Origin of the sequence: Phytoactinopolyspora limicola, assembly GCF_011320225.1 — a bacterium.
Taxonomy (GTDB): domain Bacteria; phylum Actinomycetota; class Actinomycetes; order Jiangellales; family Jiangellaceae; genus Phytoactinopolyspora; species Phytoactinopolyspora limicola.
The window spans coordinates 31,838-51,010 of the sequence record NZ_JAAOEN010000011.1 but is presented as its reverse complement, the minus strand read 5'-3'; the positions used below and the strand labels follow the sequence as shown (position 1 = coordinate 51,010).

The following is a 19,173-nucleotide window of genomic DNA, read 5'->3' as shown; positions in this document are numbered from 1 at the left end:
GGTTGTCTCGTGGCTCTGTGCTCCGTATTATCGGATTCATTCAACAGAATATATGAACCATTTGACGAGACGGGTGGGGAGTGGGTGTCCTCAAGGCTCTCGCCGCTCGTTCGGAAAGCAGGTCCAATGTCGTCGACGACCAGCACCCGATCGGCCGAGCTCGGCCGCCGAGCACGCGACATCACCCCTGGTGGCGTGCACTCGAACGTGCGGCTCGCCGGGCCCATGGTGTTCTTCGAACGCGGCGCGGGTGCGTGGCTGTTCGATGTGGACGGCCACACCTACGTCGACTACCTGCTGGGACAAGGACCCAACTTCCTCGGACACGCGCCGGCCCGCGTCAACCAGGCGGTGGCCGATGCGGCGCGGCGCGGTTCGGTGTTCGGCGCGCAACATGTGCTGGAGAACCGGGCCGGCGAGCTGTTCCTCGACACCGTGGCCTGGGCCGAGCGGGTCCGGTTCGGGCTGACTGGTACGGAGGCGGACCAGGCGGCGCTGCGGTTGGCCCGCGCCGCCACCGGCCGCACCAAGTTCGTCCGATTCGAGGGCACTTACCACGGCTGGCTAGACAATGTGCTGGTCGCCAATGTGGCCGGAGTGAACGCTCCGGCCAGTGCGGGCCAGCTGGCGCACCACCTCGACGACACGTACTTCGTCCCCTACAACGACGCCGATGCCCTCGCCGCGGCGCTGGCGTTACACGACGACGTCGCCGCCGTGGTGGTCGAACCCGTCATGTGTAACAGCGGCGCCATCCCGCCCCGGCCGGGTTACCTGGAACGCGTACGGCAGCTGTGCGACCAGCACGGAGTGGTGCTGATCTTCGACGAGGTCATCACCGGGTTCCGAGTAGCTCTGGGGGGCGCCGCCGAACGGTTCGGGGTCACCCCCGACCTCGCGGTCTACGGAAAGGCGATGGCTGGTGGCTGGCCGGTGTCGGCCCTGGCCGGCCGGGCGGCGCTGATGGACATGTTCGCCCGCGACGTGAACCACTCCGGCACGTTCAACTCGTCCATGGCGGCGTGTGCGGCGGTGATCGAAACGCTGACGATCCTGCGCGAAGATCCACCCTACGCTCGGCTCGAAGCGTTCGGCTCGACGCTGATGGACTCGATCCAGGAGCTCGGCGCCAAACACGGCTTGCCGGTGCGGACACAAGGGCTGCCCATGGCCTTCCACGTGTCTTTCGGTGACCCTGAACCGATCCACGAGCATGCCGGCCTGGCCCGGCTTGACCTCGGCCGTTACGCGAGGTTCGCCAAGACGCTGGTGCGGCACGGCTTGTGGGTGGCCGGCCGCGGCATCTGGTACGTCTCGACGCGACACGGGGACGACGAACTCACCGTCACCCTCGAGCGCCTCGACGCCGCCCTGGCCGACGAAGCATCGGAGTCCCTGGGGCCCGGCTGAGGTGTCATCGGCCCCGATACCGTTGTCCCGAGCGCGGCGCGTAAGCGAACCATCCGCGATCCGTGGCCGGCGTCTCGAACTCGTCATCGATGTCCCCTGGATCGTCGTCGATCTCGTCGATGTCCGGCTCGTGGTCGTCGCCGGAGCCGAGTAACCGCCGGGTCAGCGCTTCCTGGGCCGCCGTCAGCTCGTCGATGGCCGCGAGAACGTCGGCGGCCGTGGTGTCGTCGGCGTCGCGTTCGGCGGCGAGTAGAGTGGCGCGCCTGGTCATCTCCTTGATGAACGACGCCGGCACCCCTTCGGTGCGCTCGACCACCGTGTCGACCTCGGCCGGTTGGACGCTGATGCCCCGGCCGTAGATCTCGAACAGACGGCGTCGCCCGGGTGGATCGGGCAACGGGACCTCCACCGCGAGGTCGACTCGGCCCGGCCGTTGCGCCAACGCGGTATCGATCAAGTCAGCCCGGTTGGTGGTGAGGAGGAAGCAGACGTCGGCGTCGTCGGCCAGCCCTTCCATCTCGTCGAGCACGGTGAACAGGAGCGGGTTGCCTTCGGGGGTGAACGAGCGGTCTTCGGCGACGAGGTCGCAGTCCTCCAACACGATGAGGGCGGGTTGCAGATTGCGGGCCAGTGCACACGCCTCCGAGACGAACCGGATGGCAGGCCCGGCCAACAGCACGACGGTGAAGTCTGGCAACACACCGGTGAGGTATCGGACGGTGTGCGTCTTGCCGGTGCCGGGTGGCCCGTACAGGAGCACCCCTCGCTTGAGGTGCCGGCCCTCGCGGCGTAGCCGGTCGCGATGCCGGGCGATGCCGATCACCTGGCGTTCGACCCGCTCCAATACCCCCTCGGGCAGAACGACGTCGTCTCGGTCGAGCTGTGGCCGGCGATGAAAACGGACCGGGCCGGCGCCCGGCTCGAACTCGCTCGGCTCGAATGAGAGCACCTGGCCGCGCAGGACGTCGCTGGTGGCACGTTCGGCGCGCAGCTCGGCCAGCCACGCCTTGGCGTCCGGCATCGAGCCGGTGAGGATTTCCAGCATGGCGGGGGAGCCGTGTAGTGGGTCGCCGCCGCGGAGCAGGACGGTGAGCCGACGGGTGCCATCGTCGATGAGGTACAGGCCGAACCGCACACACGTCATGTCGTCGTCGATAGCGACGGGCACCGACGTGTAGTCCACCGAGCCGATCCAGAAGCGCCCGTGCCGGCGCGACGTTTCCAGGATCTCGGTCAGGGATTCGTGTTCCCGGCCGTCGCCGGCGATTCCCAGCAACTCATGCTGGACACCTGGCCGCTGAAGCAGGCGGTCGAGCGCCACCTGGACGGTGGCGAGCTGAAAGGTGGGGAACGGCTCGGTGATGACGGGCAACGTGACCGGGTCCTGGCCGAGGAAGGTGTGGATCCGTTCGGCGACGGGCACCGCTCCGTCCGGCGCCGACCGGGCCGCTTCGACCACCTGGTCGAGGAAGGCCTGGAACGTGGCGGCGAACCGGCTGACGTCAGTGTGGTCCATAGGGTGACTCTATTCGCGCGGCCGCTGGGTCATTGCTGACCACTGACACCGTCCGCGGTGAGGGAGTCCGGCCCCACGCTCTACGATAGGTTAGGCTAGGCTAATTCACGGGTGGAGGATGGCACTGTGACCCTCGTCGATCACGACCACGTTAGAGCCGGAGGCGACACCCCGGTGGCGTCTCGACTGCACGTCGACGAGGCCACCATCGGCTACGACAAGCGGGTCATCTCCGAACGGCTCACCGTGTCGATCCCCGACGAATCCTTCACCGTCATCGTCGGCCCCAACGCCTGCGGCAAATCGACACTCCTGCGCGCCCTATCGAGGCTGCTCAAACCGGCCGCCGGCACCGTGGTGCTCGACGGCAAATCCATCACGTCGTACAAGGCGAAGGAGGTCGCCCGCCGGCTCGGGCTGCTGCCCCAGACCTCGATCGCCCCGGACGGGATCACCGTGGCCGACCTCGTGGCCCGCGGCCGTTACCCGCACCAGAGCTTCATCCGGCAATGGAGCAACGCCGACGAGCAAGCCGTCGCCGCGGCTATGGCAGCCACCGGCGTCGCCGACTTGTCGACTCGGCTGGTCGACGAGTTGTCCGGCGGGCAGCGACAGCGGGTCTGGGTGGCGATGGTGCTGGCCCAGCAGACCCCACTGCTGCTCCTCGACGAGCCGACCACCTTCCTCGACATCACCCACCAGATCGAGCTGCTGGAGTTGTTCACCGACCTGCACGGCGACGGAAACACCCTGGTGGCGGTGCTCCACGATCTGAACCACGCGGCTCGTTACGGTACCCACCTGATCGCGATGCGAGACGGTCGCGTCGTGGCGGAGGGGCCACCGCGGGACATCGTCGACGCCGAACTCGTCGAGGAGGTCTTCGGACTGCCGTGCCGGGTGGTGCCGGATCCCGTGACGGACACGCCGATGGTGGTGCCGCTCGGCCGCCATCGGACATCGGCAGCGCGCCACCCGGGGGCCACGACACCAGAGCGGGCATCGGCCACACTGGGGTAATGGGCCCGCTGCGTGGATTGAAAGTCGTGGAATTCGCCGGCCTCGGACCAGCTCCGTTCGCGGCGATGATGCTGGCGGATATGGGCGCGGACGTGATCCGAGTGAGCCGGCCCGGGCCTTCCGCCCTGGGTGGCATGTCAACCGGTCATCGTGGCTTCGTGCCAGTCACCGTCGATCTGAAGGATCCCGCCGGCCAAGAGCTGGCCGCGCGGCTGGTGGAGTCGAGTGACGTGCTGATCGAAGGGTTCCGTCCGGGGGTGATGGAGCGGCTCGGGTTAGGCCCCGACCGCTGCCTCGAGCGACGCCCGAGCCTCGTGTACGCACGGATGACCGGATACGGACAGGACGGACCACTATCGGGTGCCGCCGGACACGACATCAACTACATCTCGGTCGCGGGAGTACTGGGGGCGATCCGGCGGCACGGCGAGCGGCCGCTGTTCCCGTTGAACCTGGTGGGTGACTTCGGCGGCGGCGGGATGATCCTCGCGTTCGGGGTGGTGTGTGCAGTGTTGGAGGCCCGGGCCTCCGGGCAGGGCCAGGTGGTCGACGCGGCCATGGTCGACGGCGCGGCGCTGCTGGCCACCACCGTGCACGCGATGCGGTCGGCCGGTCAGTGGCCGGCCGATCCGGGCGGCAACGTCCTGGACAGCGGGGCGCACTTCTACGAGGTGTATGAAACCGCCGACGGCCGGCACGTGGCGGTTGGTGCGTTGGAGCCGCCGTTCTACGCCGCGCTGTGCCAGCTGATCGGGGTAGACGCGCAGACGATGCCACAGTGGGACCGGCCTCGGTGGCCGGAATTCAAGCAGCGGCTGGCCGCGATCTTCCGCACTCGGCCCCGAGACGAGTGGGTGGCCCTGGCCGAAGGAACCGATGCGTGCCTCAGCCCGGTGTTGTTGTTGGACGAGGCGCCGGCGCATCCGCACAACCGGGCCCGAGGCACCTTCATGGAGTTCGACGGTGCCGTACTTCCGGCTCCTGCCCCTCGCCTCTCGCGCACCCCGGCCGAGGCGCGGCCGGCGAGCGGCGACATCGACGTCGAGCAGGTTCTCGTCGAGTGGGGGATCCCCGCCGACGATGCACGGCGGTGGTGTGCTGGCGGGGCGGTCTGGCCAGCCACGACGGGTGACAGCGACGCTACCGGCCCAACCGCGGGATGATCGTCTCTTGACATCGGAGATCCCGACTGTCACGCTATTTCACGTCGGACCTCCTATGTCCACTATCGGTGGACTGGCCGCGATCTGAGCCGAGGTCAATCGAAACCCTCTCTGAGCCGCGTTTCCGGCTACGTGTATCAACCCGCCGCCTGCCTGCCTGACGGGCTGCCTACCTGACGGGCTGCCTGCCTGACGGGCTGCCTGCCTGACGGGCTGCCTGCCTGACGGGCTGCCTGCCTGACGGGTCGTCTGCCCGACCCGGTCGGGCGCGCGGGGCCGTTGGCATACACATCGGCCGATTCCGTATCGGCCTGGCTGAGCGGGGGTCCGTCCTGGAGGTCAGCATGGTGGTTGGTGGCGTGCCCGTGGAGGTCGTGGTCGTGGCGAACGTCGCGATCGTCTTGATCGTCGGGGCTGTGATGGTGCAGCTGTGCCGGCGGCTATATCAGCCTCCCGTGGTGGCCGAGATCGCTGCCGGGCTGATGTTGGGCCCGAGCCTGCTGGGCCTGCTTCCTGGTGACCTCCCAGAGTTGATCTTTCCGCACAATGCTCGACCGATGCTGGCCACGGTCGCCGAAGTCGGTTTGTTGCTCTTCATGTTCCTGGTGGGCTGGGAGCTCGACCTCACCCGGCTGCGGGGCCGGAAGAAGGTGTTGCTCCCGATCGCCGGCCTCTCCATGGCGGTGCCCTTCGCCGTGGGCGCCGGAGCCGCGGCACTACTGTTCACCAGCTTCCGCGGCGACGAGGTCGGATCCGGGGTGTTCGTTCTCTACCTGGGGACAGCGTTCTCGATCACCGCGTTCCCAGTGTTGGCCCGGATCATCAGGGACAGCCGCCTCTCCGCCACGACGGTGGGTGCCACGGCGATCGCCTGTGCGGCCATCGGAGACGTCGTGGCCTGGTGCGTGCTCGTGTTGTTGCTGGCCATGGCCGGGACCAGCGACGTCGCTCAATTCTTCACGACGATCGCGCTGACGTTCGCCTTCGGGATGCTCCTGGGGTACGTCGTGCGGCCGATCGTGCGGATGTTGATCACCCGGCTGGCTGGGCCGGCTCAGACCGGCACACTGGCGGCGCTGATCGCGTCGGGTGTTTTCCTTTCGGCGTATGCGACGTCGTGGATCGGCGTCCATGCCATCTTCGGGGCGTTCGCGTTCGGGCTGGTGATGCCGCGCGACGGTGGCCCACGGCTGCACGAGAGCGTCGGCGTTCCACTGGAGAAGGCCGCCATGTTGCTGCTGCCGGTCTTCTTTATCGTCACCGGCTTGACCGTGGATCTTGGGGCGCTGGGCTGGTCCGGGGTCCTGACGCTGCTACTGGTGATCGTCGTGGCGATCGTCGGGAAGTTCGCCGGCGCCGCGATCCCGGCCCGGGTATCGGGGATGAGCTGGCGGGATTCCGGCGCAATTGGGGTGCTGTTGAACACCCGGGGTCTGACCGAGATCGTCATCCTGAATATTGGCCGTGAATGGGGCATCATCGGCGCCGAGATGTTCACCATGATGGTGGTGATGGCCCTGGTCACCACGGCCATGGCCGGCCCGATGCTGCGGCTGTTGCGGGTGGCGCCACCACCGGTGCCGGCCAGTTCGCCGGCTCCACCCGGCGCTGGCCCGCGTGGTTCGGCGAGCCACCCGCCCGCACCCCACCGTGACCAACGCCAACACGAAACGGTCGCCCGGCGTACCCGGCAGGCCGTCCACGAGTAAGCGCCCCCCTTTCCCCGGTGATCATTGGCTTTTGACTACCGAATTCGGTAGTCAAAAGCCAATGATCACCGGGGAAGGGGGATCACCGGAGGGATTCCCATGCACAGCACATTGATCGTGGCGCGGATGCAGCCGGAGACCGGCCCTGACGTCGCCCGGCTCTTCGCCGAGTTCGACCGCACCGATATGCCGGATCGGATGGGCACCCGGCGTCGGCAACTCTTCCACTTTCACGGCCTGTATTTCCACCTTCAAGACTTCGACACCAACAACGGTGACCGAGCCATCGAGGAAGCCAAGGACGATCCTCGATTCGTCCAGATCAGCGCCGACCTGAAGCCGTACATCACGGCGTATGACCCGTCGACGTGGCGCTCCCCGGCCGACGCCATGGCCACCCGTTTCTACCACTGGGTGAAGCCGTCCTGACCGGCGCGGAAAGCGCGTGCGCGACGACGAAGGAGAATCCACATGCAACGGCGAGTAGTGATCAGCGGGATTGGGGTCATCGCACCAGGCGGTGTCGGCGCCAAGGAGTTCTGGGCGCTGCTGAGCGCGGGGCGGACCGCGACCCGCACGATCACCTTCTTCGACCCGAGTCCGTTCCGTTCCCGGGTGGCCGCCGAGGCCGACTTCGACCCGGAGTTGCATGGGCTGAGCCCGCAGGAGATCCGGCGGATGGATCGCGCCGCCCAGTTCGCCGTGGTCACCAGTGCGGAGGCGTTGGCGGACAGCGGCCTCGACCCGGCGGGCCTCGACCCGTACCGGACGGGGGTGACGGTGGGCAGCGCCGTGGGCGCGACGATGGGCCTGGACCAGGAATACCGGGTCGTGAGCGACGGCGGCCGGCTGGATGTCGTCGACCATGCCTACGCTGTCCCGCACCTGTACAACTACTTCGTCCCTAGTTCGTTCGCCAGCGAGGTCGCTCGATCGGTGGGTGCCGAGGGGCCAGCGGTGGTGATCTCCACCGGGTGTACGTCCGGGTTGGATGCGGTCGGCCACGCGGTGGAGCTGATCCGGGAAGGCAGCGCCGACATCATGATCGCCGGCGCCACCGACGCTCCCATCTCGCCGATCACCGTGGCCTGCTTCGACGCGATCAAGGCCACAACCGCCCGTAACGACGACCCCGAGCACGCGTCACGTCCGTTCGATCGGACCCGCGACGGTTTCGTGCTCGGTGAGGGCGCGGCGATGTTCGTCCTCGAAGACTACGAGCGGGCCAAAGCACGGGGCGCACATACCTACGCGGAGATCGCCGGCTTCGCCACCCGGTGCAACGCCTTCCACATGACGGGCTTGCGCCCGGACGGCCGGGAGATGGCCGAGGCGATCCGGGCGGCCTTGGCGGACGCGAGGACCGCTGAGGACCAGATCGACTACATCAACGCCCATGGCTCGGGCACCAAACAGAACGATCGGCACGAGACGGCGGCGTTCAAACGCAGTCTGGGCGACCATGCCCACCGGGTACCGGTGAGCTCGATCAAGTCGATGATCGGGCACTCGCTGGGGGCGATCGGCTCGGTGGAGGTCGCCGCATGTGCGCTGGCCATCGAGCACAACCTCGTACCACCGACGGCGAACCTCACCGAGGCCGACCCGGAATGCGATCTGGACTACGTCCCCCACGAGTCGAGGACCTGGCCCACGGACACGGTGCTGACCGTCGGTAGCGGGTTCGGCGGTTTTCAGAGCGCGATGGTGTTGCGGAGGGTCACGTGAACACATCGGTGGTGGTCACCGGCATCGGGGTGGTGGCGCCCACCGGTCTCGGTGTGAACAAGTACTGGGCCGCGGCCCGGGCCGGTACCAGCGGCATCCGGGCGATCCGGCGGTTCGACGCCACCGGGTACCCGGCCCGCCTGGCCGGGGAGGTGGTCGACTTCGTCGCCGAGGAACACGTGCCGAGCCGGCTGATCCCGCAGACCGACCACATGACGCGGATGGCGCTGGCCGCTGCGGATTGGGCGTTCGACGACGCCGGGATCGATCCGGCGCGGTGGCCAGAGTTCGGCATGGGTGTGGTGACCGCCAGCTCGTCTGGTGGGTTCGAGTTCGGTCAGGGGGAGTTGCGGAACCTGTGGCGTCAGGGGGGTGAGTTCGTTAGCGCGTATCAGTCTTTCGCCTGGTTCTACGCGGTGAACACGGGGCAGATCTCCATCCGCCATGGCCTGCGTGGCCCCAGTGGTGTGGTGGTGTCCGACCAGGCCGGCGGGCTGGACGCGTTGGCTCAGGCCCGTCGTTTGGTGCGTAAGGGGTGCCGGTTGAGCCTGGCTGGTGGGGTCGACGCGTCGATCTGTCCGTGGGGGTGGGTGGCCCAATTGGCTGGAGGCCGGGTCAGCACCGGCGCTGATCCCGGGGATGCTTACCGGCCGTTCGCGACCGACGCCGCGGGCCATGTGCCGGGTGAGGGCGGAGCGCTGTTGATCCTGGAGGATGCGGAGTCCGCTCGTGGCAGAGGGGCCCGGGTCTACGGGGAGATCGCCGGGTATGCGGCGACCTTCGACCCACCTCCGGGCAGCGGCCGGGAGCCCGGCCTGCGCCGAGCGATCGAGCTGGCTCTCGAGGACGCCGGGATGGACCCCAGCGGGATCGACGTGGTGTTCGCCGACGCGGCGGCCGTACCGGAGTTGGACCGGACCGAGGCGGCGGCGATCCGCACGGTGTTCGGCCCGCGAGGTGTGCCGGTGACGGCGCCGAAGACGATGACGGGCCGACTACTGTCCGGGGCCGCGTCGTTGGATGTGACGGCTGCTCTGCTGTCGATCCGAGATCAGTGGGTCCCGCCGACGGTCAACACCGAACCCGGCGTCGACCATCACCTGGACGTGGTGCTGGGTGCCCCTCGCGAGCTGCCAGTGGCGGCGGCCCTGGTGCTGGCCAGGGGATATGGCGGATTCAATGCCGCGATGGTGGTACGCCGCGCCGGGTAGATACACACGCCCCACCCCAGTGATCGTTGCCGGATTTCTGCCCCGAGCCTCGGTGATCGTTGCCGGTTTCAGGTCGCCCTAGCGACCGAATCTTGGGTTTGATCACCGGCGGGCGGCGACACGAAACCGGCAACGATCACGGGCTTGGCGCGCCCGGTCATGCGGGGCAGCAGGTTGAAGGACAGGCACTAAGTGAGAGGAGCGCACGATGAGTGTGCGAGAAGCAACGGTTGACGGCCTCAAACAGATCTTGCGGCAAGTGGCCGGTGAAGTCGACGGCGTCGACCTCGACGGCGACATCCTGGACCGCACCTTCGAGGAGCTGGGCTACGACTCGCTGGCCCTGCTCGAGACCGGCGCCCGGCTCGAGCGGGCCCTCGGCATCAAGCTGGACGACTCCACGCTCAACGAGGTGCAGACGCCGAGGCAGCTGCTGGCGGCGGTCAACGAGAAACGTGCCACCCACCCGGACGCGGCCTGACGGGGGAATACGCCATGGCATCCACGACACCACGAGCGGCCTTGGTCACCGGCGCCACCAGCGGCATCGGTCTGGCCGTCACCCAGGCCTTGGCCACCCAAGGACACCGCGTCTTCATCTGCGCACGGACCGCGTCGGCGGTGGAGCTCACCGTGAAAGAGCTGCTCGACGGTGGCCTGGAGGTGGCCGGTACGGCCGGCGACGTCACCGACGCCGCCGACGTCCGCCGGATCGTCCAGGCCGCGACCGAACAGGTCGGCCCGGTCGACATCCTGGTGAACAACGCTGGGCGCAGCGGCGGCGGAGTGACCGCCGACATCGACGACGACCTCTGGCTCGACGTCATCGACACCAACCTGAACAGCGTCTTCCGGATGACCCGCGAGGTCTTGAACGCCGGGCTACGGCACCGGAGCTGGGGACGCATCGTCAACATCGCTTCCACCGCCGGCAAACAGGGTGTGGTGCTTGGTGCTCCGTACTCGGCGTCCAAACACGGCGTGGTGGGGTTCACCAAAGCCCTCGGCAACGAGCTGGCGCCCACCGGGATCACGGTCAACGCGGTCTGCCCCGGGTATGTGGAGACGCCGATGGCGCAGCGGGTCCGGCAGGGGTATGCGCGCGCCTGGGACACCTCGGAGGACGCGGTGCTGGCGAAGTTCCAGGCGAAGATCCCGCTGGGCCGGTACGCGGTGCCGGCGGAAGTGGCCGGCCTCGTCGGCTACCTGGTCACCGAGCCGGCCGCGTCCATCACCGCGCAGGCGCTGAACGTCTGCGGCGGGCTGGGCAACTTCTGAAGGAGGTCGAACATGAACTCGTCGGGTCGCCGCGAGGTAGAACACGAGACCATCGTGGCCGCACCGGCCAGCGCCGTCTATGGACTGATCGCGGACGTGCGGCAGTGGCCGGAGATATTCCCACCGACGGTCCACGTGGATTGGGTGGAGCGCAACGGACAGGAGGAGCGGATCCGGATCTGGGCGACCGCGAACGGGGAGGCGAAGAGCTGGACGTCGCGCCGTACCCTCGACGCTGACCAGCGACGGATCGAGTTCCGGCAAGAGGTGTCCGCCCCGCCGGTGGCCGCCATGGGCGGAACGTGGCTGGTCGAACCGATATCACCGCGGGAGTCGCGGGTACGTCTACTGCACGATTACCGTGCCGTCGACGACGATCCGGCCAGCCTCGACTGGATCGAGCGGGCGGTGGACACCAACAGCCGGGCCGAACTGGCCGCCTTGCGCGACAGCGCGGAACAGGCGATCGGCGACGCTCCCGGGCGCACGTTGGCGTTCGAGGACACGATGCGCATCGACGGCACCGCCAAGGACGTCTACGACTTCGTCAACGAGGCGCAGTTCTGGACCGAGCGGCTACCGCATGTGTCCTGGGTGTCGTTGACCGAACCGGTGCCCGGCTTGCAGACGCTGGCCATGGATACCCGCACCAAGGACGGCTCCACCCATCGCACCGAGTCGGTGCGGGTGTGTTTCCCCAACCACCTCATCGTCTACAAGCAGACGACGCTGCCAGCGTTGCTGACCTTACACACCGGGAGCTGGCGGTTCGTCGACACCGAGTCGGGGGTGATCGCGACATCACGGCACACCGTCGCGATCGACCCGACGAAGGTCACTGACGTACTCGGTCCCGATGCCGACGTCGCGCAGGCGCGGGAGTTCGTACGGACCGCGTTGAGCGCCAACAGCCGGGCCACTCTCGGTCACGCCCGCGAGTACGCCGAGAGTCGGCGATAGCCGTGGACGCCGACGTCGTCGTCGTCGGCGCCGGCCCTGTTGGGCTGCTGGTCGCGGGCGAACTGCGCCTCGGAGGTGCCGACGTGGTGGTCGTGGACCGGCTGGCCGCGCCGATGACCGAATCGCGGGCGTCCACGATCCATGCCCGGACGATGGAGATCCTGGACCAGCGCGGATTGCTGGATCGGCTGGGGGCTCCGCCGGGTATCCCGGTGGGCCATTTCGGCGGGATACCGCTGGATCTCAGCGGGCAGCCGAGTCGATTCGCTGGTCAGTGGAAGGTGCCGCAGGCGGACCTGGAACGGGTGCTCACCCAGTGGGTGCACGAACTGGGGGTGCGGATCCGGCGCGGGCATGACGTACGGGTGCTGGTTCCGGGTGCGGACGAGGTGGAAGTCGGGGCACACACGTCTCGGGGCCCGGTGCGGCTGCGGGCCGCGTACGTCGTCGGGTGCGACGGCGACGACAGCGCGGTCCGGCGGCTGGCGCCGTTCGAGTTTCCCGGTGCACCGGCGACGAGAGAACTGTTCCGCTGCGACGTCACCGGCGTCGACGTGCCGGACCACCGATTCGAGCGGTTTCCTGATGGTCTGGCGATCTCGGCCACGCGCAACGGCGTGACCCGGGTGATGGTGCACGAGTTCGGCCATTGGCCCGCACACCGGGCCTCGCCGCCGGAGTTCACCGAGGTGGCGGCCGCCTGGAAGCGGGTCACCGGCGAGGACATCAGCGGCGGGACCGCTATCTGGGTGAACGCGTTCGACAACAGTCGCCGCCAGGTGGCGCGGTACCGCCAGGGCCGCGTGCTGCTGGCGGGCGACGCGGCACATCGGCAGATGCCGGTTGGTGGACAGGCGCTCAATCTCGGCCTACAGGACGCGGCCAACCTCGGCTGGAAGCTGGCCGCGGAAGTGACGGGATGGGCTCCGGCCGGACTACTCGACTCGTATCACGGCGAGCGGCATCCGGCGGGGCAGGCCGTGCTCGACGCCGTCGAGGCTCAAGCACACCTGTTGCTCGGCGGCCCCGAGGTCGAGGCGGTCCGAGCCTTCGTCGCCGACCTGCTCGACCTGCCGGATGTCCACGATCGGCTGGCCACCCAGGTCGGGGGGCTCGACGTCCGATACCAGGCCGGCACTCATCCCCTCGACGGCGCGCGGGTCCCGCAGGTGGAGCTGGCCACCGAAGAAGGCCGCACCACCACGACGGATCTGCTGAGGGGTGGACGTGGAGTGCTGCTCGACCTGTCGGGAGATCGTGCCCGAGCAGACCACATGCGGCGACTGGTGACGACGGCCGCGGGTCCGATCTCAGCCGTGTGCGGCACCGCACCGGACCCGTCCCCACTAGCCGGGGCGGCCACCGTGCTGGTGCGACCGGACGGCCATGTGGCCTGGGCCGGTGACCATGACAGCGACCCCGGCGCGGCCCTGCGGCGCTGGTTCGGCGGGAGGTGAGACACGAGCAGGTGCGGGCCGGGCGCACAGAGCCGGCAGACGACAAACGACAGATAGAAATTCCTCTCGAAAGGGGTCGTCGGTCATGGAGACCAAAGTCCGTTCGACTGACAAAGCTGAGGACACCGGCGTGGTCCGTCGGTGTGACGTGATGATTCTGGGCTCCGGCTTGGCGGGTTCGATCACCGCGATGTGCCTGGCCAAACAGGGGGTCAAGGTCGCGCTGGTGGACGCGGGCCAACATCCGCGGTTCGCGGTCGGCGAGTCCATGACGCCGCAGCTGATCGAGTGGCTGCAAATCCTTCGGGCGCGGTTCGATGTGCCCGAACTGGAGTACCTGTTCGACATCAAGGCGACGTCGAAGCATATCGGCCCGCACCACGGCAAGAAGCAGAGTTTCGGGTTCATCCGGCAGGTACCCGGCCAGGAACCGGATCCGCGGGAAGCGACCATGTTCGTCATCCCGAAACTGCTGACCGAGGCGAGCCACCTGTTCCGGCAGGAGACCGACCAGTACTACTTCCACGTGGCAGCGAAGTACGGCTGCATCACGCGGCAGAACTGGCGCGCGGTCGATCTCGACTTCGACGACGACGGCGTCACCATCACCGGGCACAACGGTGAGGTGTTCCGCGCCAAGTACCTGATCGACGCGAGCGGATTCAGGTCGCCGCTGGCGGAGAAGTTCGGCCTGCGTGAGCAGCCGGCCCGCTTCAAGCACCACTCGCGGTCGTTGTTCACACACTATGTCGGGATCAAGCCGTTCGACGACGTCTGTCACCACCCGCGCAGCCTGCGCCCGCCGGCGCCGTGGCATGGCGGCACCTTGCACCACATGATCGACCGGGGCTGGTTCTGGATCATCCCGTTCGACAACTTCAAGGACTCCACCAACCCGGTGTGCAGCGTGGGCCTAACCTTCGACCCGCGTAAGTACCCGAAGCCGACGGACATGACACCGGAGGAGGAGTTCCACCACTACCTGGACATGTACCCGTCGGCGAAACGCCAGTTCGTGGGGGCACGCCGGGTCCGGGAGTGGGTGTCCACCGACCGGCTGCAGTACTCGTCGTCGCGGTCCGTCGGGTACCGGTGGTGTCTGATGTCGCATGCGGCGGGGTTCATCGACCCGCTGTTCTCCCGCGGTCTGTCGAATACGTTCGAGATCGTCTACGCGCTGGTCAGCAGGCTGTTGCCAGCGCTGCGGGACGACGACTTCTCGGTCGAGCGGTTCGAGTACGTCGACACGCTGGAACGTGGGCTTCTGCAGTACAACGACGACCTGGTGAACAGCTCGTTCATCGCGTTCAACCACTTCCGGCTCTGGAACGCGGTGTTCCGCGTCTGGGCGGCGTTCCTGACACCCGGCGTGATGCGGCTGACCCGGGCCCGCCTGAACTACGCCCTCGACGGCGACGAGCGGCACTTCGCGGAGCTGGAAAACAACGCCTACCCGGGACTGTGGTGGCCGGAGAGTGCGGAGTTCAAGAACATTCTGGAGATCACCGCCGAGACGTGTGAGAAGTACGAGGTCGGTGAGCTCGACGGAGACGCCGCCGCGGACATCATCTTCGGGATGCTCAACAACTGCGACCTGGTGAACCCGGTGTTCGGCTGGAAGGACCCGGAGGACACCCGGTTCGTGCTGCCCACCACCCAGATGATGGCCAAGTTCATGTACTGGGCCAACCGCAAGGCTCCACAGGAGATGCAAGAGCTGGGCCGGGCGTTGCTCACCGGCGTCTTCAAGGCTGGCATCCGCGGCCGCAAGGTCCTGTGAGTTCGTACTGCTGAAATCCGCGCGGGCCGTGCCGAACGTACGTCCCGTCGCTTGAAAGGACGGCCACTCATGGCGAAGACAACGACGAAAACTACCCAGAAGGCGCGGCCGGCGGCCAAGCCCGGCAAGGCGGCTGAAGAGACCACCGCAGGGGCGCCGGTATCCGCCGAGAGGCCGGCACCGACGGCGACGGCCGCTCCAGCCGCCGCGACCGAACCGATGCCGCCGGACGAGGCCACGAAGCCAGAGCCGATGGCGTCGGCAGAACCCATGGCCATGCCACGGACAGCGGCTGAGGAACCGATGGGGATGCGTGCTCCCATGGCGGTAGCCGCCCCACCGGAGCCAGCTCCGGAGACGGATGCGCTGACGTCGTGGGCCACTACCCGTCCACAACTCAACGCCGGGCGGTTCATGCGGGCCTTCGTGCGGATCAACGTGTACTTCTACTCGAAGCCGCCGTCGAAGCTCAGCAAGACGATCAACAAGTTCGGCATCAAGCTCAACGTGTTCCTTTACCAGCGTTCGCAAGGCCGCATTCTGGGGCGCTTCGGCGATCTGGAGGCGTTGCTGATCACGACGATCGGGCGCAAGACGGGGCGGGAGCGGACGGTGCCGCTCGGTTACCTGTACGACCAGGGACGGTTCATCGTGGTGGCGGTGCCTGGGCATTTCGACATCCCGGGTGGCCCCAAGGCACTCGATCCGTCCTGGTACGTCAACCTCAAGGCGAACCCTCAGGCGCGGATCAACATCGGCCCCGAGTCCATGGATGTGACGGCGTCCGTCGCCACCGGAAGCGAACACGACCGGTATTGGGAGCAGTTCACCACCGCGTACCCGTTCATCGGCGAGTTCTTCAAGCGGGCGAACCGGCCCCCGCCGATCGTCATCCTCACCCCCAACGACCTCGACCCGCAGGCGTTGTGACCGCGGGCGTGCTCGGGCTCCGGGGACCCGGGCACGCCCACTCTGACCTGACCACGCTCGCCATGGAGGCACCACATGAACACACATGACCGAAAGACCGCCCTTGTGACCGGATCCAGCCGGGGGATCGGCCGGGGGATCGCCCTACGGCTGGGCCAGGATGGTGTCCGCGTTGGCGTGCACTATCGCAGCAACGAGGCAGCCGCCAAGGGTGTCGTCGCCGAGATCGAGGCTGCCGGAGGGAGTGCCTTCTCGGTCCAGGCCGAACTGGGCGTTCCTGGTGATGCCGAAGCCCTCTGGGCCGCCTTCGACCAGCACAGCGACGGGCTGGACATTCTGGTCAACAATGTCGGCGCCGAACCCACGGAGATGGGTATCGGTGGTACTACCCCTCAGGGCTTCGACGGGGTCGTCGCCACCAACGTCAAAGCACCATTCTTCATCATCCAACATGGCTTGACCAGGTTGCGTGACGGTGGGCGGATCGTCAACATCTCGTCCGGGCTCAGTCGGCACGCATCCTCGCAGCCGGAATACGTGACGTATGCGATGGCTAAGAGTGCCCTCGATACCTTGACCACGGCACTGGCCAAGCAGCTCGGGCCACGGGGGATCACCGTCAACACCGTTGCGCCGGGGCTCGTCGACACCGAGACAACCGCGGCCAAACTGTTCAACGAGGAAGCTCGGCAGTTCGCGGCGTCGCTGGCATGCCTGGGGCGGTTGGGGCAGCCGGACGACATTGCGTCGGCCGTCGCCTTCATCGCGTCGGCCGACGGTGGATGGGTGACGGGCCAGTGGCTGGACGTGTCGGGCGGGATGCTCCTCTGAGTCCGGTGGCCCGACGGCTGGGCAGCGCCGCTGCCGGCAGCCTATGTGAGGTGACTCACAGAGTCCGGCCAGATGTCACGCTCGGCCGATCAGCACCCCTCATACCGGGCAAACGTCGATCCGGTGGCGTGAGTCGGTCTTGATGCTGATGCCAGGCCCGGGCGGCCGGTCGACCGTCAACGACCAGACCGCGCGGTCCGGCGAGGTCCGCGGGAGAGGAGTACTTGTGTTGAGTTCGTGGCGCGGCAACCCGTGGGCGATCATCGCCGTCTTATGCCTGGGCTACTTCATGACGCTGCTGGACCTCACCATCGTCAACATCGCGGTTCCGCAGATGACAGACGATCTGGGCGCTTCCCTGGACCAGATCTTGTGGGTGTTCAACGCCTACGCTCTGTGTCTGGCGGTTCTGCTGATCACCGCAGGCCGGCTCGGCGACCTTCGTGGCAAGAAGAACATCTTCGTTGCAGGTGTGGCCGTGTTCACGCTGGCTAGCCTGGCGTGTGGGCTGGCGCAGGATCCAGGGCAGCTCATCGCGTTCCGCGCTTTCCAAGGGGTAGGCGCGGCGATGCTGGTCCCACAGACGCTGTCGATCATCGCCGATGTGTTCCCCGCCTCCAAACGGGGCGTGGCGCTTGGTGTCTGGGGGGCGGTGGCCGGGCTCTCGGCCATCGCAGGACCCACGGTGGGCGGCGTGCTGGTAACGGTGTTCGATTGGCGGTGGATCTTCCTCATCAACATCCCGATCGGGCTGGCCGTGATTGTTCTTGCCCCGGCGATCATCCCGGACTCGCCGCGCCGGGAACAGCACAAGCTGGACATCACCGGTGTATTGATCGCCTCGGTGTCGTTGTTCTGTTTGGCGTTCGCGTTGATCCAGGGCGAGCGATACGGATGGAATGGCTGGATCTGGACGCTGATGCTGGCCAGCGCCGTCCTGCTGGTGGTCTTTCTCGGACAGCAGCGCAGAGTCCAGCACGACAGTCCGCTGATTCCGTTTTCGCTCTTCAAGGACCGGGGTTTCTCGGTCGTCAACGGAGTTGGCATCGCGGTGACGTGTGGCGCTATCGGGTTGTTCCTTCCGATGACGATCTACCTGCAGTCTGTGCTTGGGTTCAGCGCCATCAAGACCGGTGGGGTGCTGGTGCCGATGGCCATCGGCGGATTGATCATGGCGGTGCCGGCGGGTTTGTTGTCAGAGCGGTACGGCGGCAAGTACGTACTGATCGGCGGGCTCTCGACGTTCGCCGCTGGACTCGCATGGACCGTGGCCGTCGCACGCACCGACTCGCCCTGGACGGCGTTCGTCGCCCCATTGTTCGTCGTCGGCTTGGGGTCGGGCTGCAGCTTCACTCCGATGGCGTCGGAGGTGATGCGCAAGGTGCCCGCGCACCTGAACGGCGCGGCATCGGGTGTCAACAACGCCATGCGGCATGTGGGGGCGGTGTTGGCTGGCGCTGTAGTGGGGGCGGTGCTGCAAAGCCGGCTGGCGGCCTCGTTGGCCAACCGCGCCACAGACCACGCGGCTGCGCTGCCGGAGGAGTACCGCGACGGTTTTGTGGCGGGCTTCGCCGGTGCCGGTACCGAAGGTCTCAACGTCGGTGCCACCAGCGCTAGCGCGACCCCCATCCCGGACGGACTGCCTGACGGGGTAGCGGTCGAGTTGCAGGCGCTGGCCCAGCAGGTATTCGCCGAAGGGTTCGTCGACGCGCTGCGACCCACCTTGATGGTGTCGGTCATAGCGCTGGTGGTGGGTGTGCTGGCGTGCCTGGCACTCAAGACACACACTGGTCCGGCGGTTAATCCGTACGGGCTTCCGCTGCCTGACGAGACCGGCCCCGCCGACCACGCGGAGCAACCCTCTCGCCGTTGATCAACTAGGTCCAAGTCCCCCGGTTGTGCACCTGATCTCCGTTTTGACGCCTGATCGTTTCTACCGGGGTGATCAGATGTGGGTGACGACGTATTGACGGCGGTTGATGGCGACGTTGGTGCACCTGATCGCGTCCCACAATGTGGACGGTTAGCGATCAGATGCACCAACGGCGCTTACGGGTCGGTTGGTGCATCTGATCGTTAAGACTCTGGCGTCGTAGCGCGTCGTTTTGTGGCGTTCCGCGTTGATCTGCGTTGTGTGGTGAACCCTGTGGTCGGCGCGCCGACCCCGGTTTCCGGGACCG

At 67.3% G+C, this 19,173-nt stretch carries 16 protein-coding genes; 15 read left to right on the top strand and 1 reads right to left on the bottom strand.

What is annotated here, in order from left to right; genetic code table 11:
• Window positions 1-126: 126 nt before the first annotated feature.
• On the top strand, window positions 127-1,410 hold the full coding sequence (locus G8760_RS21580; protein WP_166354903.1) for an aspartate aminotransferase family protein: 1,284 nt from the start codon (window positions 127-129) through the stop codon (window positions 1,408-1,410).
• Between the two features lie 4 nt (window positions 1,411-1,414).
• Here the strand turns inward: G8760_RS21580 and G8760_RS21575 are convergent, their stop codons facing one another.
• Window positions 1,415-2,926 (bottom strand): AAA family ATPase, encoded by a 1,512-nt coding sequence (locus G8760_RS21575; RefSeq protein ID WP_166354902.1) that lies wholly within the window; start codon window positions 2,924-2,926, stop codon window positions 1,415-1,417.
• Between the two features lie 126 nt (window positions 2,927-3,052).
• Between G8760_RS21575 and G8760_RS21570 the strand changes: the two genes are divergently transcribed.
• The 14 genes from G8760_RS21570 to G8760_RS21505 all read left to right on the top strand — a co-directional run bounded on the left by G8760_RS21570 (window position 3,053) and on the right by G8760_RS21505 (window position 18,866).
• On the top strand, window positions 3,053-3,946 hold the full coding sequence (locus tag G8760_RS21570) for an ABC transporter ATP-binding protein (protein WP_166354901.1): 894 nt from the start codon (window positions 3,053-3,055) through the stop codon (window positions 3,944-3,946).
• Window positions 3,946-5,109 carry a CaiB/BaiF CoA transferase family protein gene (locus G8760_RS21565; RefSeq protein WP_166354900.1) on the top strand — a complete coding sequence of 388 codons (1,164 nt, stop codon included), beginning with the start codon at window positions 3,946-3,948 and terminating at the stop codon, window positions 5,107-5,109. Before G8760_RS21570 ends, G8760_RS21565 begins: the two co-directional genes overlap by 1 nt.
• Before the next feature lie 380 nt (window positions 5,110-5,489).
• On the top strand, window positions 5,490-6,818 hold the full coding sequence (locus G8760_RS21560; RefSeq protein ID WP_207782588.1) for a cation:proton antiporter domain-containing protein: 1,329 nt from the start codon (window positions 5,490-5,492) through the stop codon (window positions 6,816-6,818).
• A 99-nt stretch (window positions 6,819-6,917) separates the two neighbouring features.
• Window positions 6,918-7,247: a TcmI family type II polyketide cyclase gene (locus G8760_RS21555; RefSeq protein ID WP_166354898.1), complete on the top strand. Its 330-nt coding sequence runs from the start codon at window positions 6,918-6,920 to the stop codon at window positions 7,245-7,247.
• Between the two features lie 42 nt (window positions 7,248-7,289).
• Window positions 7,290-8,546 carry a beta-ketoacyl-[acyl-carrier-protein] synthase family protein gene (locus G8760_RS21550; RefSeq protein ID WP_166354897.1) on the top strand — a complete coding sequence of 419 codons (1,257 nt, stop codon included), beginning with the start codon at window positions 7,290-7,292 and terminating at the stop codon, window positions 8,544-8,546.
• Entirely contained in the window at window positions 8,543-9,757 is a 1,215-nt protein-coding gene (locus G8760_RS21545; RefSeq protein ID WP_166354896.1) for a ketosynthase chain-length factor, read from the top strand. The genes G8760_RS21550 and G8760_RS21545 overlap by 4 nt, the downstream gene beginning before the upstream one ends.
• A gap of 208 nt (window positions 9,758-9,965) precedes the next feature.
• Window positions 9,966-10,238 carry an acyl carrier protein gene (locus tag G8760_RS21540; RefSeq protein WP_166354895.1) on the top strand — a complete coding sequence of 91 codons (273 nt, stop codon included), beginning with the start codon at window positions 9,966-9,968 and terminating at the stop codon, window positions 10,236-10,238.
• A 14-nt stretch (window positions 10,239-10,252) separates the two neighbouring features.
• Window positions 10,253-11,035 carry an SDR family NAD(P)-dependent oxidoreductase gene (locus G8760_RS21535; protein ID WP_166354894.1) on the top strand — a complete coding sequence of 261 codons (783 nt, stop codon included), beginning with the start codon at window positions 10,253-10,255 and terminating at the stop codon, window positions 11,033-11,035.
• 12 nt (window positions 11,036-11,047) lie between these two features.
• Window positions 11,048-11,995, top strand: a complete 948-nt coding sequence (locus G8760_RS21530; protein WP_166354893.1) for an aromatase/cyclase — start codon at window positions 11,048-11,050, stop codon at window positions 11,993-11,995.
• Between the two features lie 2 nt (window positions 11,996-11,997).
• The gene (locus G8760_RS21525; protein WP_166354892.1) at window positions 11,998-13,452 is read left to right on the top strand and encodes an FAD-dependent monooxygenase; all 1,455 of its coding nucleotides are present in this window, start codon (window positions 11,998-12,000) and stop codon (window positions 13,450-13,452) included.
• An 85-nt stretch (window positions 13,453-13,537) separates the two neighbouring features.
• Window positions 13,538-15,232, top strand: coding sequence for an NAD(P)/FAD-dependent oxidoreductase (locus G8760_RS21520; protein ID WP_166354891.1), 1,695 nt, complete (start codon window positions 13,538-13,540; stop codon window positions 15,230-15,232).
• A gap of 69 nt (window positions 15,233-15,301) precedes the next feature.
• Window positions 15,302-16,162: a nitroreductase/quinone reductase family protein gene (locus G8760_RS21515; RefSeq protein ID WP_207782587.1), complete on the top strand. Its 861-nt coding sequence runs from the start codon at window positions 15,302-15,304 to the stop codon at window positions 16,160-16,162.
• Window positions 16,163-16,237: 75 nt separating this feature from the next.
• Window positions 16,238-16,993: an SDR family oxidoreductase gene (locus tag G8760_RS21510; RefSeq protein WP_166354890.1), complete on the top strand. Its 756-nt coding sequence runs from the start codon at window positions 16,238-16,240 to the stop codon at window positions 16,991-16,993.
• Between the two features lie 226 nt (window positions 16,994-17,219).
• Window positions 17,220-18,866: an MFS transporter gene (locus G8760_RS21505; protein WP_166354889.1), complete on the top strand. Its 1,647-nt coding sequence runs from the start codon at window positions 17,220-17,222 to the stop codon at window positions 18,864-18,866.
• Window positions 18,867-19,173 lie beyond the last annotated feature (307 nt).

Coding starts and splice junctions, on each gene's coding strand:
- G8760_RS21580 (WP_166354903.1), top strand. CDS start 127: ATGTCGTCGACGACCAGCACCCGATCGGCCGAGCTCGGCCGCCGAGCA.
- G8760_RS21575 (WP_166354902.1), bottom strand. CDS start 2,926: ATGGACCACACTGACGTCAGCCGGTTCGCCGCCACGTTCCAGGCCTTC.
- G8760_RS21565 (WP_166354900.1), top strand. CDS start 3,946: ATGGGCCCGCTGCGTGGATTGAAAGTCGTGGAATTCGCCGGCCTCGGA.
- G8760_RS21555 (WP_166354898.1), top strand. CDS start 6,918: ATGCACAGCACATTGATCGTGGCGCGGATGCAGCCGGAGACCGGCCCT.
- G8760_RS21550 (WP_166354897.1), top strand. CDS start 7,290: ATGCAACGGCGAGTAGTGATCAGCGGGATTGGGGTCATCGCACCAGGC.
- G8760_RS21540 (WP_166354895.1), top strand. CDS start 9,966: ATGAGTGTGCGAGAAGCAACGGTTGACGGCCTCAAACAGATCTTGCGG.
- G8760_RS21535 (WP_166354894.1), top strand. CDS start 10,253: ATGGCATCCACGACACCACGAGCGGCCTTGGTCACCGGCGCCACCAGC.
- G8760_RS21530 (WP_166354893.1), top strand. CDS start 11,048: ATGAACTCGTCGGGTCGCCGCGAGGTAGAACACGAGACCATCGTGGCC.
- G8760_RS21520 (WP_166354891.1), top strand. CDS start 13,538: ATGGAGACCAAAGTCCGTTCGACTGACAAAGCTGAGGACACCGGCGTG.
- G8760_RS21515 (WP_207782587.1), top strand. CDS start 15,302: ATGGCGAAGACAACGACGAAAACTACCCAGAAGGCGCGGCCGGCGGCC.
- G8760_RS21510 (WP_166354890.1), top strand. CDS start 16,238: ATGAACACACATGACCGAAAGACCGCCCTTGTGACCGGATCCAGCCGG.